The following is a 15,000-nucleotide window of genomic DNA, read 5'->3' on the forward strand; positions in this document are numbered from 1 at the left end:
CGAAGACCTGCTCTCAACGTGTCGGATCCCTGTTCAACCTATCTCCCGGAGGGCCGTCCTCGTTCCGACAAGTGGCGGGGGCGGCCTGACCGGAGATGCCAATCGCGATGCGGAGACCAGCATGCGCAAGATACTGTCCAGCCTGACTGATGGCCGCGGTTTCGATATCGGCCTGATGGCGCTGCCGCTCGCCTTTCTCTTCGTTCTGTCCGGCTTGCCGTTGCTCTACAACGTGCTGATGAGTTTCCAGGAAGTCGACATGTTCTCGCTCGGGACGTTCTTCCGGCCCTTTGTCGGCTTCAAGAACTATGTCTCCTTGTTCGCTCAACGCGAGACCTGGCCGATCCTGAGCAACACGGCGATCTTCGTCGTGGCTTCGATCGCCGGGCAGTTCGTTATCGGCTTTGGTCTTGCTCTTTTCTTCTGGACGAATTTTCCAGGCGCGTCCTGGCTACGCGGTCTCTTTCTCGTCTCCTGGGTCATGCCCGGTCTCGTCGTCGGGGCGATCTGGAACTTGATATTGTCGGGTGATTTCGGCGTCTTGAACTACGTCCTGCGGGAAGCAGGCATCATCTCGCAGAACATCTTCTGGCGCTCGGATCCGAACTACTCGCTCTGGGCCGTGATCATCGCCAATATCTGGCTTGGGACATCCTTCAACATGATCCTGCTTTCCGTCGGTCTTTCCGGTATCCCGAAAGATCTCTACGAGGCAGCGGAACTGGATGGTGCCAATGTCTGGCAACGGTTCTGGACGATCACGCTGCCGATGATGCGCTCGACCATCGGGGCGATCATCTCGCTCGGGCTGATCTTTACCCTGCAGCAGTTCGACCTCTTCGCCGCCATCACATCGGGCGGGCCGAACAATTCGTCCAATGTCGCGCAATACTGGGCCTGGGATCAATCCTTCCGGCAATATGACTTCGCCCGTGGAGCCACGATCTCTGTCCTGATGATCGTCGTCGTGATGTTCGCTTCGGTGGTCTATGTCCGCTCGACCAAGCAGGAGGTACGCGGATGAGCGAGACCTGGCGCAACCGACTGATGCTGGCGATCGCAATCGTGCTCGCCGCAATCTATCTCTTCCCGCTCTACTGGATGTACATCACCACCTTGAAGAGCGGTTCCGCGATGTTCGCCACGCCGCCCAGCTTTTGGCCGTCCGATCCGCAATGGTCGACCTATGCCTATGTCTGGGAGAGCCGCAACCTTGCCCGCTATATGTGGAATTCGCTGGTCATCGCGTTCGGCGCGGTCGCTCTGATCACGGTTCTCGGAACCGGTTGCGCTTACGTGCTTGCTCGCTATCGCAACGGATGGATCGATATCGGGCTCTTCCTGATCCTGATGCTGCAGGTGCTGCCGGCCTCCTTGATGATTACCCCCATCTTCGTCGGCTTCTCGCAGCTCGGCATGCTCGAATACCCGCGTACCGCCGTGATCATCGCGATTGCTGCGAAGAGCATGCCCTTCTTCGTCGTTTTGGTGCGCGCCACTTTCATGAGCGTGCCGATGGAGCTCGAGGAGGCGGCGCTGGTTGATGGGAATTCGCGGATCGGTGCCTTCTTCCACATCGTTCTGCCGCTCGCGCGCAACGGCATCCTGGTGTCCGCCATCCTGATCTTCATGCAGGCCTTCGGCGAGTTCGTCTATTCGAAGTCGATCATCCAGGCGGTCGAATACCAACCCGCAAGCGTCGGCCTTAATTCCTTCATGGGCCCCAATACCAATGAGTGGAACAACATCATGGCCTTTGCCACGATCTATGTGACACCCATCCTTGCCGTTTTTGTTCTCTTGCAGCGCCGGATCGTCTCCGGGCTCACGTCTGGAGCTCTCAAATGACCCATCAGATCGAATTATCCGGCGTCAACAAATATTACGGCGCCTATCACGCGCTGCGCGACATCGATCTCAAGATTCGCAAGGGCTCCTTCGTGGCGCTGGTCGGACCGTCCGGTTGCGGCAAGTCTACCTTGCTGCGGTCGCTGGCCGGGCTCGAAAACATCTCGGCAGGTGACCTGATCATTGCAGGCGAGCGCATGAATGGCGTACCGCCGCGCAAGCGCGACCTTGCCATGGTCTTCCAGTCCTATGCGCTCTATCCGCACATGACGGTTGAAGAGAACCTCACTTATTCACTGCGTATTCGGGGTGTGAAGAAGGCAGAGGCGAAGAAGGCAGCGGAAGAGGTGGCGGCGACGACGGGCTTGTCCAATCTGTTGCACCGCTACCCGCGTGAACTCTCCGGTGGCCAGCGCCAGCGCGTGGCGATGAGCCGGGCGATCATCCGGCATCCCAAGGCGTTTCTGTTCGATGAGCCGTTGTCCAATCTCGATGCCGCCCTTCGCGTGCACATGCGCAAGGAAATCCGCTCGTTGCATGACCGGCTGGGTGCTACTTCCGTCTATGTCACCCATGACCAGATAGAGGCGATGACCATGGCCGATCATGTCGTCGTCATGCGGCAAGGCGTGATCGAGCAGCAGGGGCCTCCGCTCGAGCTCTACGATCGGCCGGTCAACAAGTTCGTTGCCGGCTTCATCGGTTCACCGGCGATGAACTTCATCCCGGCCAAGGTGGGAGCGGATGGGCGGTCTCTGGTTTTCGAACTCGGCAATCCACAATTCGTGACCCTGGATCGGCCTCTGCCAACAGCCTCCAAACTGATCGTCGGCCTGCGGCCAGAGCATCTCAGGCTGGTCCAGGAAGCAGACGCACAGATCCGACTGCCGGTCGGTGTCGTCGAGAGCACCGGCTCGATGACCTACATCACGTCTGCCACGACACCTGAGATCAACGTGGTCGTGACGGATCGCCAGCCGCTCAGGTCGGGCGAGATGATGTCGCTTGGCTTCGATCCGGCGCATCTGCACCTGTTCGATGCCGACAGCGAACGACGGATCGACATCGCCGGCTGATCAGAGCGTCAGACGTCCAGTGTCGTCTGGCGCTCCCAGGCCGTGAAGTGCCCGCAATAGCTGTTCCACTCGTCATGCTTGAGCTTGAGATAGGCGTCTGAGAATTCAGACCCAAGCGCTGCTTTCAACACGTCGTCCAGTTCGAAGGCTCGTAGGGCATCGAGGAGGTTCAGCGGTAGCCGGGGCGCATCCTTCACCGTATGGCCGTCGCGGTACATGTCGATGTCGTAATGCGGGCCGGGATCGGCGTTGCTCTTGAGCCCGCTCAAGCCTGCCGCGATGATGATCGACTGCAACAGGTACGGGTTTACGGCGCCATCTGGCAGGCGCAGCTCGAAGCGCCCGGGACCGGGCACTCGCACCATATGGGTGCGGTTGTTGCCGGTCCAGGTCACGGTGTTCGGTGCCCAAGTGGCGCCGGAGATCGTGCGCGGGGCGTTGATGCGCTTGTAGGAATTGACCGTCGGGTTGGTGATCGCGGCGAGTGCCGAGGCATGTTTCATGATGCCGCCAAGGAAGGTCTTGCCCTTGGCCGACAGGCCGAAAGGCATGTCCTTGTCGGCGAAGGCATTCACCTTGCCATCGATGTCCCAGACCGAGATATGCGCATGGCAACCGTTGCCAGTGAGACCCTTGAAGGGTTTCGGCATGAAGGTGGCGCGCAGCCCGTGTTTCTCGGCGACCGACTTCACCATGAACTTGAAGAAGGAATGCTTGTCGGCCGTCTTCAGCGCGTCGTCATACTCCCAGTTCATCTCGAACTGGCCGTTCGCATCTTCGTGGTCGTTCTGGTAGGGCTTCCAGCCGAGCTCCAGCATGTGGTCGCAGATCTCGGCGATCACATCATAGCGGCGCATCAGCGCCTGCTGGTCGTAACAGGGCTTTTCGGCCGTGTCGTATTCATCCGAAATCGTCTCGCCGTCTGCAGAGATCAGGAAGAATTCCGGTTCGACGCCGGTTTTCACGCGCAGACCCAGATCTGCCGCTTCCGCGACCAGGCGCTTGAGCATCACGCGCGGCGCCTGAGCGACCGGTTCGTCTTCCATCATGCAATCGGCGGCAACCCAGGCGACCTCAGGCTTCCATGGGAGCTGGATGACGGAAGAGGCATCCGGAATGGCGAAAAGGTCGGGATGGGCCGGCGTCAGATCGAGCCAAGCGGCAAATCCCGCGAAACCGGCGCCGTCCTTCTGCATCTCTGTGATCGCCTGTGCCGGGACCAGCTTGGCACGCTGGGCGCCGAAGAGATCGGTGAAGCTGATCATGAAGTATTTGATGCCTCGCTCCGCAGCGAAGCCTGCCAGATCCTGTGTCACGTCGTTCCCCTGTTTTTATGGATTGAGACACATGTGTTGAAAAAGAATGGCCGCATCCGTGGGATCAGGATGCGGCCATCAGGGCTTTTAAAAACCTCCCTTGCCGGGATACCAGCTGGTGCCGGCGAGGGGCACCTGGGCCATGGCGGCAGCCTCCATCGTCAGTGCGCAGAGATCCTCCGGCTCCAGATTGTGCAGCTTGTTCTTGCCGCAGGCACGGGCGATCGTCTGCGCTTCCAGCGTCATGACATTCAGGTAGTTGGCAAGGCGGCGACCTGCGGCGACCGGATCGAGGCGTGAGGCGAGCTCTGGATCCTGGGTGGTAATGCCGGCCGGGTCCTTGCCTTCGTGCCAGTCGTCATAGGCCCCGGCCGTGGTGCCCAGCTTCTGGTATTCCTCTTCCCACTTCGGGTCATTGTCGCCGATGGCGACCAGCGCTGCCGTGCCGATCGAGGCGACGTCTGCACCGAGCGCCAAGGCCTTCGCCACATCAGCGCCCGAGCGGATGCCGCCGGAGATGATCAACTGCACCTTGCGGTGCATGCCGAGGTCCTGCAGTGCCTGAACGGCCGGGCGGATGCAGGCGAGCGTCGGCATGCCGACATTTTCGATGAAGACGTCCTGCGTCGCCGCCGTTCCGCCCTGCATGCCGTCGAGCACGACGACATCGGCGCCAGCCTTCACGGCAAGAGCGGTGTCGTAATAGGGGCGGGCGCCGCCGACCTTCACATAGATCGGCTTTTCCCAATCGGTGATTTCGCGCAGTTCGAGGATCTTGATCTCGAGATCGTCGGGGCCGGTCCAGTCTGGGTGGCGGCAGGCGGAGCGCTGGTCGATGCCCATCGGCAGGTTGCGCATCTGGGCAACGCGGTCGGAGATCTTCTGGCCGAGCAGCATGCCGCCGCCGCCGGGCTTCGCCCCCTGACCGACCACGATTTCGATCGCATCGGCGCGGCGCAGATCCTTCGGATTCATGCCGTAGCGGGAGGGAAGATACTGGTAGACCAGCTTTTCGGAATGGCCGCGTTCCTCATCGGTCATGCCGCCGTCGCCTGTTGTCGTTGAAGTGCCAGCGAGCGTCGCGCCACGCCCCAGCGCTTCCTTGGCATTGCCCGAAAGCGCGCCAAAACTCATGCCGGCGATGGTGATCGGGATCTTCAGTTCGATCGGCTTCTTGGCAAAGCGGGTGCCCAGAACGACGGATGTGTCGCACTTCTCGCGGTAACCTTCGAGCGGATAGCGGGAGATCGAGGCGCCGAGGAACAGCAGGTCATCGAAGTGCGGCACCTTGCGCTTCGTGCCGCCGCCTCTGATGTCATAGATGCCGGTAGCTGCCGCTCGGCGGATTTCGGCGAGCGTATGATCATCGAAAGTGGCGGACTTGCGCGGCGGGGTAAACGGGTTGTGGTAGCTCATGGCTGTTCCTCGCCTCAGTACGCGTCGGCATTGTCGATGTTGAAGTTGTAGAGCTTGCGGGCCGAGCCGTAGCGCTTGAACTCTGCGGGCTGCACGTCGGTCACGCCGGCCTTGGTCAGCAGTTCGGCGAGCTTTTCGAGATGTTCGGCGCGCATTTCCTTTTCGATGCAATCGGCGCCGAGGCTTTTCACCGAGCCGCGTACGAAAAGTTTCGCTTCATAGATGCTGTCGCCCAGGGCCTCACCCGCATCGCCGCAGACGACGAGGTGGCCAGACTGGCCCATGAAGGCCGACATGTGGCCGATCGAGCCGTGCACCACGATGTCGATGCCCTTCATCGAGATGCCGCAGCGGGAGGCGGCGTTGCCCTTGATGACGAGCAGGCCGCCGCGACCGGTGGCGCCAGCATATTGCGAGGCGTCGCCCTCGATCACCACCGTGCCGGACATCATGTTTTCAGCCACGCCAGGACCAGCCGAGCCATGGATGGTGACGGTGCCACCGTCATTCATGCCGGCGCAGTAATAGCCGACCGATCCCTTCACCTCGACGGTGACAGGCGCATCGATGCCGACGGCAACAGCATGATGGCCACGCGGGTTCACCACCTCGAATTCGAGGTCGTTTGCGCCGGTGCCGAGATTGTGGAGCGCGCTGTTCAACTCGCGAAGCGGGGTATGGGAGAGGTCGAAGATTGGCATTGTGCAAGCTTTCTCGGTGTCGCGGTTCAGGCGGCCTTTTCATGGTCCCAGAAATAGACGGTCGCCGGCTCCGGCTCCCAGACGCGGGCGGTGTCGATGCCCGGCAGGTTGACCAGGGCGCGGTATTCCGAGCCGAAGGCGACATACTGGTCGGTCTCGGCCATGACGGCTGGCTTGCAGGCGATCGGGTCGCGCACGACGCCGAAACCGGTCTTGGTCCCGACAACGAAGGTGAAGAAGCCATCGAGATCATCAAGCGCACCGGTCAGTGCTTGCCCCAAATCCTTGCCCTTGGCCATTTCCGCCGTGAGATAGGCCGCTGCCACTTCGCTATCGTTCTCGGTCTCGAAGGACATGCCTTCGCGGATCAACTCGCGGCGCAGATTGTTGTGGTTCGACAACGAGCCGTTGTGCACGAGGCATTGGTCTGCGCCTGTCGAAAAGGGGTGGGCGCCGAGCGTGGTGACAGCACTCTCGGTGGCCATACGGGTATGGCCGATACCGTGGGTGCCACCCATGGCACGCACACCGAAGCGCTGCACGACGTCCTTGGGAAGGCCGACTTCCTTGAAGATCTCGACGCTTTCGCCGGAGCCCATAATGCGGACGTGAGGGCGGATTTCGGCAAGGGCCGCGCGGATCTCGGTCAACTGGGCTGCACGGATCGAAATGACCGCGTGAGTGCTCTTGAGGGAGACGGCTGCGTCGATCCCCGCCTTGGCCAGATCTTCGGCGAGGCCCGTAAAGTCACTTTCCGGCGTGGCGGACTGGATCGTGACCTTGGCGGTCTTGCCGTCGACGCCGCCATAGATGGCGATGCCGGCCGAGTCCGGTCCTCGGTCGGTCATGGTGATCAGCATGTCCGAGAGGAGGTCGCCGAGCCGGGGCTCCAGCGCCTTGTCCTTGAGAAACAGACCTACAATGCCGCACATCGCCACGCCCTCCAAAGTCTCTGGAGAAAGGGCTAGCAGCGGCGATCACGAAAATCAATCGAAGGGAATAAAGTTTTCCTGTTGGGCAACTATCGGCGTTGTGGATAGGAGATGATCGAGAGGTAGCGCGCCGGCAGGCTTACGAGCTCTTCCGGGCCGTGCGGGGCGTCGGCGTCGAAGAAGAGGCTATCGCCTGCCTGCATCCGGTAGAGGCTATCCCCGTGGCGATAAACTACTTCGCCCTCCAGCATGTAGAGGAACTCCATGCCTTCGTGCTGGAAAGTCGGAAAGACGTCCGATTCCGCGTTCAGCGTGATCAGATAGGGCTCGACGACGACGCCCGAGGTATTGTTTTCGATATGGCCAAGCAGGCTGTAGTGATGTCCGGCGCGGGTTCCCCGGCGCTCCAGGTTCACGCCTTCGCCCGTCTTGACGAAGCTCGCCGATTTCGGCTCCTCGAAGCCACGGAAGAAGGCGGTGATCGGCATTCCCAGCGCCTTGGACAGCGCCTGAAGGGTGGTCAGCGAAGGCGATATATTGCCGTTCTCGATCTTTGAGAGCATGCCGACCGACATGCCCGTTGCCGCGGCGAGATCGGCAACTGTTATACCGAGCTTCTTGCGATAGGTGCGCACCTCATGGCCAATCGCCATTTCGAGATTGTTGGCGCGGGGCTCGCGTACGGCATGGGGATCCTGCGTCAGCGCCGGCTTCAGGCCGTTCGCCGGTGTCTTGGTTGTCTTTGCCATGGATCCTCCTCGCACTCCGCCGATTTTGCCTGATGCTGTAACGGATTCTGCGCCGCTGCCCAATGGGCGAAGAGCAGGCGGTCACAGTCCGACAAAGACCAGGACGGCGAGCACGATGGCCGCCAGGAAGACGGTGTCGGCAACCAGGAGGCCTATTGCCCGTCCGCCGATCTTGAAAACCTCGGGCAGGGAGGTCTTCACACCGACGGCGGCGATTGCCACGAGCAGCGCCCAGCGCGAGATCATGCCCGCCCAGTCGCCGACCACTGGTGGGATGCTGACGAGCGAGTTCAAGGCAGCCAGCAATAGGAATGCGACCACGAAGCCAGGCAAGAGGGGCGGGCGCTTGACGTCGCCGGAGACCGTGCGGCGGAAGGCGAGTGCGGCGACCAGCACGACTGGGGCCAGCATGGTCACACGGATGAGCTTCACGAAAACCGCTGTCTCGCCTGCAGGGACGGAGACCGAGAAACCGGCGCCTGCGACTTGAGCGACGTCATGGATCGTCGAGCCCAGAAAGATACCGGTCTGGTGGTCGTCGAGACCCGCAAGGCTTGCCAGGATCGGGTAGAAGATCATGGCGAGCGTCGACAGCATGGTGACGCCGATGACCGTGAAGACCATCTGCTGGTCGGCTTCCTTGCTGCGGTTTCCAAGCGTGGCGGAGATCGCAAGGGCTGCCGAGGCGCCGCATATGGCGACCGCGCCGCCCGTCAGCACGCCGAACTGTGTGCCTTGGCCAGAGAGGCGCGAGGCGAGGATGCCGAAGAGGATGGTGAGCAAGACTGCGCCAACGATCATGACGATCACCGCAGCACCCAGTTCGGCGAACATCGCGACACTCACCCTGAGGCCGAGCAACGCAATGCCCACCCGCAGCACCGTGCGCGACGCGAAGTCCAAGCCTGCTGCCGTCTTCGGATCTTCTGCAAGGAAGTGCAAGGCCAGCCCGATCAGGATCGCCAGCAGCATGGCCGGTGCGCCGTAATGTTCAGACAGAAAGGCGGATGCGAGAGCGATCAAGACCGTGACGGACAGACCGGGAAACAAGGCTTGCCAGCGCTCGCGCAGGGTCAAGGGGCGGCTGTCCCGCTCCTGCTTGGGCGAGGCAATGGACGGGTCTGGCATGGATCACCTCTGGTAGAGCGCCCCGTGCATGGTGGTGTCAGATGACGCGGAGGGCGGAATGAAGGGATGCGCGGCGTACCGCGCACCCCTGATGTCGTCAGTTCAGATCAGCTGCGCGTTCGGCGTCAACCTTCTTCTGGGCATCGGCAACCGCTGCTGTGAACAGGTCGAACACTTCGGCTCCGCCTGTCACATTCGTCTTGAACCAGTCGAAGACGGGCGAGACGGCGGTCTTGAAGGCTTCCTTCTCGGCAGGCGTCGGCACGTAGATCTCGCCGCCGGCCTTGGCAAAGTCCTGATAGGCGGCGATTTCCTTGCGCTTTGGCGAGGCGAAGGTCGCCTGCTGAAGGGCTGCGAATCCGTCAACGACGATCTGCTTCTGATCCGGCGTCAGGCCCTGGAAGCGGTCATTCGACATCCACCAGAAGGCGCCCATGTAGCTGTGGCCGTCGAGTGTCAGATATTTCAGGCCGGCATCCGGGAACTTCATGGACATGATGTCGGTGATGCCGTTTGCCGTGCCTTCGACCACGCCGGTCTGCAGCGAGGTGAAGAGTTCCGGCCACGGGATCGGGGTCGGCGCGGCTCCCACGGCGGTCGCCACCTGCTGCGGCAGATCGGCCGGGACGGTGCGCATCTTCAGACCCTTCAGATCTTCCGGTGTCTTCACCGCCTTCTGAGTATTGGCGTAGTTGCGCCAGCCGCCGGTGTTGCCGATGGTCATCAGGCGGATCTTGTTGTCGCTATCGGCCAGGGCCTTTTCGCGCAGCTTGCGTGTGAAGTCGCCGGTCAGCACGGTCTCTGCCACGCGGTCGTCGCTCATCAGGTAAGGCAGGTCGAGAACCTGGATATAGGGGAAGAGGCCGGCTGCCCCGCCCGAGGTCGAGATGTAGATATCGAGCGAGCCGTCGGCGACGCCCTGGAGGCATTCTTCACCCGTGGCGCAGAGCTGGGTACCGATGAAGAGTTCGACGGCGATCGCGCCGTTCGAGGCGTTCTCGACATAGTTCTTGAAGACGACAAGGCCATCATAATCCTCGTCGTTTTCGTTGGAGTTGGCGGTGGCGCGCAGCGTGATGTCTGCTGCCTGCGCAACACCGGTGATGGTGAGTGCGCTGGCCAGCAGCAAGGTTTTCAACATGGACTTGAGCATTCTGGTTCCTCCCTTTTCTCAAGTTAGTCGACGAAGCCCGCAAGGCGCGGGAGCGTGAGCGTCAAAGCGGGGAAATAGGTGATCAGGAAGATCACAACGATTTCCGCCGCCAAGAACGGCAGTGTGGCCTTGGCGATCGTCTCGACCTTTAGGCCGGAGACGGACGACGAGACGAAGAGTACCAGGCCCATGGGTGGGGTCAGAAGGCCAACCGTCAGGTTGACCGCCATGATGATGGCGAAGTGGACGGAATCCACACCCATCTGTGTGAATATGGGGCCGAGGATCGGGCCGAGAATGATGATTGCCGGACCTGCATCGAGGAACATGCCAACGACGAAGAGCAGCAGATTGATCAGCAGCAACAGGACCAGCGGATTTTCACTCAGGCTCAGGATGATCGAGGCCAGCAGCTCAGGCGTGTGCGAAAGGCTGGCGACCGTCTTGAAGGCCATCGCTGCGCCTACGAGAAGCAGGACAACCGCCGAGGTCATGGCGGCGCGCATCAGAATTCTCGGCATGTCGCCGAGTTTCAGACTGCGCAGCACGAAGAGGCCAATGAAGATTGCGTAGCCGACGGCAACGGCAGAGGCTTCCGTCGGCGTGAAGATGCCGCCGAGAATACCACCCATGATGATGACCGGTGTCATCAGCGGCCAGAAGGCATTGAGGCTTGCGCGGCCACGTTCGGACCAGGTTGCTCGGGTCGTCGCAGCGGGCAGGTTCTCGCGATCGGCAAGCAGGTAGACGATCGCCATGAGGCTGAGGCCGATCAGGACGCCCGGAACGATGCCGGCCAGGAAGAGGGCAGCCACGCTTTCGCCCATCACATAGGCATAGATGATCATGATGCCGGACGGTGGGATGATCGGGCCGATGATCGAGGATGCCGCCGTGACGGCGGTCGCAAATTTACGGCTATAGCCCTGCTTTTCCATCGCCGGGATCAGCATCGAGCCAAGTGCGGATACGTCCGCCACGGCCGAGCCGGACAGGCCGGCAAACAGCATTGAGGAGAGGATGTTGACGTGCGCGAGGCCGCCGCGCAGATGGCCGATCACCGCCTGGGCGAACTCGACGAGACGCATGGTGATGCCGGCCCGGTTCATCAGTTCCCCGGCCAGCATGAAGAAAGGGATCGCCATCAGCGGGAAGCTGTCCATCCCGTTATAGACATTGCGATAGAGAAGCACGATGTCGCGCTCCTGGCCGTTCAGCCAGAGCAGAATGCCGGGCGCTGCGATCAGGCCGAACACGATCGGAAAGCCGAGCAGCAGAAGTATCATGAAAAGGGGGAGGAAAAGGGTCAGCATCACTCGGCTCCCAGTCCTGCGAGCGAGGCGACCGGCTCGAGCTTTTCTTGATGTCCTGTCAGTTCGATAAGGCTGCGCAGGATCAGTTCGATGCTGACCACAAACATCATGGTTACACCCGTTGCGAGCGAAGCCATCATCCAGCCGCGCGGCACCTTCATCCAGGTGCTGAGGTCCAGAGATGTTGGTACGGAAATCGCCGGCATGGCAAATCGTCCGCCGAGCCCTGTCACTTCAGCCCAGCCGATGCGCATGGCGACATAAAGCAGGACCGCCGCCAGTCCAAGGAAAAGCAGGTTGATCAGGCCGCCGATCAGACGCGGAAAGATGTCGAGGATCATCGTGATGGCGACAAAGCCGCCCTGGCGGAATGCCGTCGGCACCATCAAGCCCGTCATCCAGAGCATCAGGAAACGGGAGCCTTCCTCACTCCAGGGCAGAGCATTGCCGAGGACGTAGCGAAAGAAGACCTGAACGAGAATGAACACGAGCATGATGCCGAGTGCGCCGGCCCCAAGCCACAATCCGACCGTCAACACGGCAGCGTTCAGCCGGCCGAGCAGATTGGTCAGGTTCGAAAGTGCCGTCATGTCTCCACCCGTTTCTTGTCATCGGTCAATTCGGCGTACTATCGAAGACTTGTTCCCGCCGCACAAACACGGCTGTTCCCCATTCAGATCCGCGCGGAGCAATTTTCTACTCGCAGACTTGTTCCGGATCGTCTTCGACCGTCGCGCCGCAGCATGTATTTCATGCTGCCGACGACCTCCTCCCAAATTCAATTCAGACGGCGAAGCGTCCGAACCGTCCCCCCGAGAAGCACAGCGGTTCTCCCTGCCGATGTGCAACCCTTAACACCTTGCCGATGATGATCGTGTGATCCCCGGCGTCGTGCTGCGCCTGTTCGGCGCATTCGAAACGCGCGAGCGTGCCCGGCAAAACCGGAACGCCTTCGTCGTTGCACCTGACCTCGATCCCGTCGAAGCCATTCCCGCCGCGTGTGAAGGCGGCGCTCAGGTGATCCTGATCCGCGCCGAGCACGTGGATCGCGAAATGTCGGGCGCCGGTAAATGCGCCGTATCGAGATGAACTCTTGGCCGGCGACCAGAGCACCAGAGGTGGATCGAGCGAAACCGAGGCAAAGCTGTTCACCGTCATGCCGATCGGACCGTCTGAGGTCGTCGCGGTCACCACGGTCACACCCGTGGTGAAGCTGCCCAGTGCATTGCGAAAAGCACGATGGTTGTCGGCACCGGGAACGAAGACGGCCTCCAAAGCATGAATGTCATTAGCAGCCATCATCAGGCGACCTCCTGTCCGATCGCAAGAGTATAAAGCTCGAACCAGGTCTGGCGATCCATCTCCACCTTGGTTGCGTCTGCAATCTTTGCGACGCGCTCGAGCGAATTGGTACCCATGACCGGCAAAATGGTGGCGGGATGACGCAGCAGCCAAGCCACGGCGACAGCCGTTTCGTCGACGCCGTGTTCTGCACCGATCCGCTTGAGGGCCGACAGGAGTTCCGGCTTCGATCCGTCGAGGAGGCGTCCGCCACCCAGCGGCGACCAAGCCATCGGCGACACCATGCGCTCCTGCAGATAGGCGAGATCGCCATTCACGAAGGTGTCGGTCGCGAGAAGGCTCATCTCGATCTGGTTGGTGACGAGGTTGTTCTCCATCGACGACTGCAGCAGCGAGAAGTCCCAGGGACGGAAGTTGGAGACGCCAACTGCCAGCACCTTGCCGGACGCGACCAGCGCATCGAGAGCCGGGCCCGTTTCATCGGGATCAATCAGAGGGTCGGGGCGGTGGATCAGCAGCAGGTCGACATGATCGGTGCCCATGTCGGTGAGCGAGGCTTCGACCGAGGCGGTGATATGAGCGGCCGAGGTGTCGTAATACTTGACGCGGGCTGCCGAATGGCGACCGACCGGGGCGACGATATCGCATTTGGTGACGATTTCGAGCTTGTCGCGCAGGCCGGGGGAGGCCTTCAGCGCGTTGCCGAGGATCGCTTCTGCCGTGTAGCCGCCATAGATGTCGGCCTGGTCCATGGTGGTGATGCCCTGGGCGAGGCAGGCCTCGATCTTGGCCTGTACATGCTTGGCCGAGGTGTCGGCATCGTCGCCGATGCGCCACATGCCGTAGACCAGGCGGCTGAAGGTGAGATCAGGGGTAAGATTGACGCGCTGCATCAGCGGCGAACTCCATTTCCGAGAGGTGTGGGCGGCGTTTCCGAGGGGACGCGGCCATAAGCGTGGGGAAGCGAGACAGTCTTGAGTTCCGGCAGCACCTTGGTGCCGAAGTGAACCGCCTCGTCGATATGCGGATATCCTGACAGGATGAAGGCGCGGATGCCCATCTTCCTATACTCTTCCAGTTCCGAGAGGATCTGGTCGGTGGAGCCGACGAGGGCTGCACCACAGCCGGAGCGGGCGCGACCGATGCCGGTCCACATATGCGGCTCGATATAGCCAAACTGGTCGGCGAGTTCGCGAGCGCGGGCCTGATGGGCGACGCCGAGCGAGATCGAGTCATGTGCACGATCGCGGATCAGCTTGCCATATTCGTCATCGAGCTTCGAGACGATGTATTCGGCGTATTCGCGGGCTTCCTTCTCGGTGTCCCGCACGATCATGTGGACGCGCAGACCGTAATCGAGGGTCCGGCCATGGGCTTCGGCGCGCGCATGCACAGCCTTCATCCGCTCGGCGAGCTGGTCCTTCTTCTCCGGCCACATCAGATAGACGTCGCATTGCGCGCCGCAGAGCTCCAGCGCGTCCGGGGAGTAACCGCCGAAATAGAGAAGGGGGCCGCCGTTCTGCTGGTATGGGCGGGCGGGCTCGGTGGACACGCCCTTGAACTGGTAGACTTCGCCTTCGTGGTCGATCGTGTCACGCGTCCACGCCTGGCGGAGGATCTCGACCACCTCGTGGCTGCGCTTGTAGCGGAAGGCGCTGTCTGCGACTTCGCCGGGAAAATCCGAGCTGATGACGTTGAGCGTCAGGCGGCCCTTGAGCATGTGATCGAGGGTGGCGACCGTGCGCGCCAGCATGATCGGCTGCATCTCGCCGCAGCGGATGGCGGCGAGCATGTTGATCTTGGACGTGATCGGCGCACAGCCGGCGACGAAGCTTAGCGTGTCCTGGCCTACCTGATAGGAGGAAGGGCAGAGGATGTTGCGGAAGCCGAGTTGCTCGGCCTTCTGGACGATGTCGGAGCAGTGCTCGAAGCTTGAGCGCAGGGCACCATCGGGCACGCCGAGAAATTGATAATCGTCAGAGCAAAGGGCTGCGAACCACGACACTTCCGCGCCATCGATATCGGCCGATGTGACAGGTACGACAGTCATTGAGGTCTCCTCCAAG

At 61.4% G+C, this 15,000-nt stretch carries 15 protein-coding genes; 3 read left to right on the top strand and 12 right to left on the bottom strand.

The genetic code is table 11. From position 1 onward, the window contains the following. Nucleotides 1-121 precede the first annotated feature (121 nt). The 3 genes from IP85_RS00890 to IP85_RS00900 are packed head-to-tail and all read left to right on the top strand — an operon-like array spanning nucleotide 122 to nucleotide 2,924. Nucleotides 122-1,024: a sugar ABC transporter permease gene (locus IP85_RS00890; RefSeq protein ID WP_054147777.1), complete on the top strand. Its 903-nt coding sequence runs from the start codon at nucleotides 122-124 to the stop codon at nucleotides 1,022-1,024. Then, complete coding sequence (locus tag IP85_RS00895) at nucleotides 1,021-1,848, top strand: carbohydrate ABC transporter permease (RefSeq protein ID WP_054147778.1); 828 nt, start codon at nucleotides 1,021-1,023, stop codon at nucleotides 1,846-1,848. Before IP85_RS00890 ends, IP85_RS00895 begins: the two co-directional genes overlap by 4 nt. Then, nucleotides 1,845-2,924 carry an ABC transporter ATP-binding protein gene (locus tag IP85_RS00900; RefSeq protein WP_054147779.1) on the top strand — a complete coding sequence of 360 codons (1,080 nt, stop codon included), beginning with the start codon at nucleotides 1,845-1,847 and terminating at the stop codon, nucleotides 2,922-2,924. The genes IP85_RS00895 and IP85_RS00900 overlap by 4 nt, the downstream gene beginning before the upstream one ends. Nucleotides 2,925-2,932: 8 nt before the next feature. Here the strand turns inward: IP85_RS00900 and glnT are convergent, their stop codons facing one another. The 12 genes from glnT to IP85_RS00960 all read right to left on the bottom strand — a co-directional run bounded on the left by glnT (nucleotide 2,933) and on the right by IP85_RS00960 (nucleotide 14,984). Continuing rightward, complete coding sequence (gene glnT, locus IP85_RS00905) at nucleotides 2,933-4,240, bottom strand: type III glutamate--ammonia ligase (protein ID WP_054147780.1); 1,308 nt, start codon at nucleotides 4,238-4,240, stop codon at nucleotides 2,933-2,935. 87 nt (nucleotides 4,241-4,327) lie between these two features. Next, nucleotides 4,328-5,656, bottom strand: a complete 1,329-nt coding sequence (locus IP85_RS00910) for an FMN-binding glutamate synthase family protein (RefSeq protein WP_054147781.1) — start codon at nucleotides 5,654-5,656, stop codon at nucleotides 4,328-4,330. 14 nt (nucleotides 5,657-5,670) lie between these two features. Continuing rightward, on the bottom strand, nucleotides 5,671-6,357 hold the full coding sequence (locus tag IP85_RS00915) for a GXGXG domain-containing protein (protein WP_054147782.1): 687 nt from the start codon (nucleotides 6,355-6,357) through the stop codon (nucleotides 5,671-5,673). Between the two features lie 26 nt (nucleotides 6,358-6,383). After that, complete coding sequence (locus IP85_RS00920) at nucleotides 6,384-7,289, bottom strand: glutamine amidotransferase family protein (protein WP_054147783.1); 906 nt, start codon at nucleotides 7,287-7,289, stop codon at nucleotides 6,384-6,386. 89 nt (nucleotides 7,290-7,378) lie between these two features. After that, nucleotides 7,379-8,038, bottom strand: a complete 660-nt coding sequence (locus tag IP85_RS00925; protein WP_054147784.1) for an XRE family transcriptional regulator — start codon at nucleotides 8,036-8,038, stop codon at nucleotides 7,379-7,381. Between the two features lie 81 nt (nucleotides 8,039-8,119). Beyond that, nucleotides 8,120-9,166: a putative sulfate exporter family transporter gene (locus IP85_RS00930; protein WP_054147785.1), complete on the bottom strand. Its 1,047-nt coding sequence runs from the start codon at nucleotides 9,164-9,166 to the stop codon at nucleotides 8,120-8,122. Between the two features lie 97 nt (nucleotides 9,167-9,263). Beyond that, entirely contained in the window at nucleotides 9,264-10,319 is a 1,056-nt protein-coding gene (dctP, locus tag IP85_RS00935; protein ID WP_054147786.1) for a TRAP transporter substrate-binding protein DctP, read from the bottom strand. A gap of 23 nt (nucleotides 10,320-10,342) precedes the next feature. Then, on the bottom strand, nucleotides 10,343-11,632 hold the full coding sequence (locus tag IP85_RS00940) for a TRAP transporter large permease (RefSeq protein ID WP_054147787.1): 1,290 nt from the start codon (nucleotides 11,630-11,632) through the stop codon (nucleotides 10,343-10,345). Then, nucleotides 11,632-12,222: a TRAP transporter small permease gene (locus IP85_RS00945; protein WP_054147788.1), complete on the bottom strand. Its 591-nt coding sequence runs from the start codon at nucleotides 12,220-12,222 to the stop codon at nucleotides 11,632-11,634. Before IP85_RS00945 ends, IP85_RS00940 begins: the two co-directional genes overlap by 1 nt. A gap of 193 nt (nucleotides 12,223-12,415) precedes the next feature. Continuing rightward, nucleotides 12,416-12,934, bottom strand: a complete 519-nt coding sequence (locus tag IP85_RS00950) for a flavin reductase family protein (protein WP_054147789.1) — start codon at nucleotides 12,932-12,934, stop codon at nucleotides 12,416-12,418. Beyond that, nucleotides 12,934-13,827: an aldo/keto reductase gene (locus tag IP85_RS00955; RefSeq protein ID WP_054147790.1), complete on the bottom strand. Its 894-nt coding sequence runs from the start codon at nucleotides 13,825-13,827 to the stop codon at nucleotides 12,934-12,936. Before IP85_RS00955 ends, IP85_RS00950 begins: the two co-directional genes overlap by 1 nt. Then, complete coding sequence (locus IP85_RS00960) at nucleotides 13,827-14,984, bottom strand: LLM class flavin-dependent oxidoreductase (RefSeq protein WP_054147791.1); 1,158 nt, start codon at nucleotides 14,982-14,984, stop codon at nucleotides 13,827-13,829. The genes IP85_RS00955 and IP85_RS00960 overlap by 1 nt, the downstream gene beginning before the upstream one ends. Nucleotides 14,985-15,000: the final 16 nt, after the last annotated feature.

Source organism: Rhizobium sp. AAP116, assembly GCF_001295785.1.
In the GTDB taxonomy this organism is placed as follows: domain Bacteria; phylum Pseudomonadota; class Alphaproteobacteria; order Rhizobiales; family Rhizobiaceae; genus Allorhizobium.

Excerpts from the sequence above, each read along its gene's own strand:
- IP85_RS00940 (WP_054147787.1), bottom strand. The coding sequence starts at position 11,632 with ATGCTGACCCTTTTCCTCCCCCTTTTCATGATACTTCTGCTGCTCGGC.
- IP85_RS00960 (WP_054147791.1), bottom strand. The coding sequence starts at position 14,984 with ATGACTGTCGTACCTGTCACATCGGCCGATATCGATGGCGCGGAAGTG.
- IP85_RS00890 (WP_054147777.1), top strand. The coding sequence starts at position 122 with ATGCGCAAGATACTGTCCAGCCTGACTGATGGCCGCGGTTTCGATATC.
- IP85_RS00955 (WP_054147790.1), bottom strand. The coding sequence starts at position 13,827 with ATGCAGCGCGTCAATCTTACCCCTGATCTCACCTTCAGCCGCCTGGTC.
- IP85_RS00915 (WP_054147782.1), bottom strand. The coding sequence starts at position 6,357 with ATGCCAATCTTCGACCTCTCCCATACCCCGCTTCGCGAGTTGAACAGC.
- IP85_RS00895 (WP_054147778.1), top strand. The coding sequence starts at position 1,021 with ATGAGCGAGACCTGGCGCAACCGACTGATGCTGGCGATCGCAATCGTG.
- IP85_RS00945 (WP_054147788.1), bottom strand. The coding sequence starts at position 12,222 with ATGACGGCACTTTCGAACCTGACCAATCTGCTCGGCCGGCTGAACGCT.
- dctP (WP_054147786.1), bottom strand. The coding sequence starts at position 10,319 with ATGCTCAAGTCCATGTTGAAAACCTTGCTGCTGGCCAGCGCACTCACC.
- IP85_RS00900 (WP_054147779.1), top strand. The coding sequence starts at position 1,845 with ATGACCCATCAGATCGAATTATCCGGCGTCAACAAATATTACGGCGCC.
- IP85_RS00910 (WP_054147781.1), bottom strand. The coding sequence starts at position 5,656 with ATGAGCTACCACAACCCGTTTACCCCGCCGCGCAAGTCCGCCACTTTC.
- IP85_RS00925 (WP_054147784.1), bottom strand. The coding sequence starts at position 8,038 with ATGGCAAAGACAACCAAGACACCGGCGAACGGCCTGAAGCCGGCGCTG.
- IP85_RS00950 (WP_054147789.1), bottom strand. The coding sequence starts at position 12,934 with ATGATGGCTGCTAATGACATTCATGCTTTGGAGGCCGTCTTCGTTCCC.
- IP85_RS00930 (WP_054147785.1), bottom strand. The coding sequence starts at position 9,166 with ATGCCAGACCCGTCCATTGCCTCGCCCAAGCAGGAGCGGGACAGCCGC.
- IP85_RS00920 (WP_054147783.1), bottom strand. The coding sequence starts at position 7,289 with ATGTGCGGCATTGTAGGTCTGTTTCTCAAGGACAAGGCGCTGGAGCCC.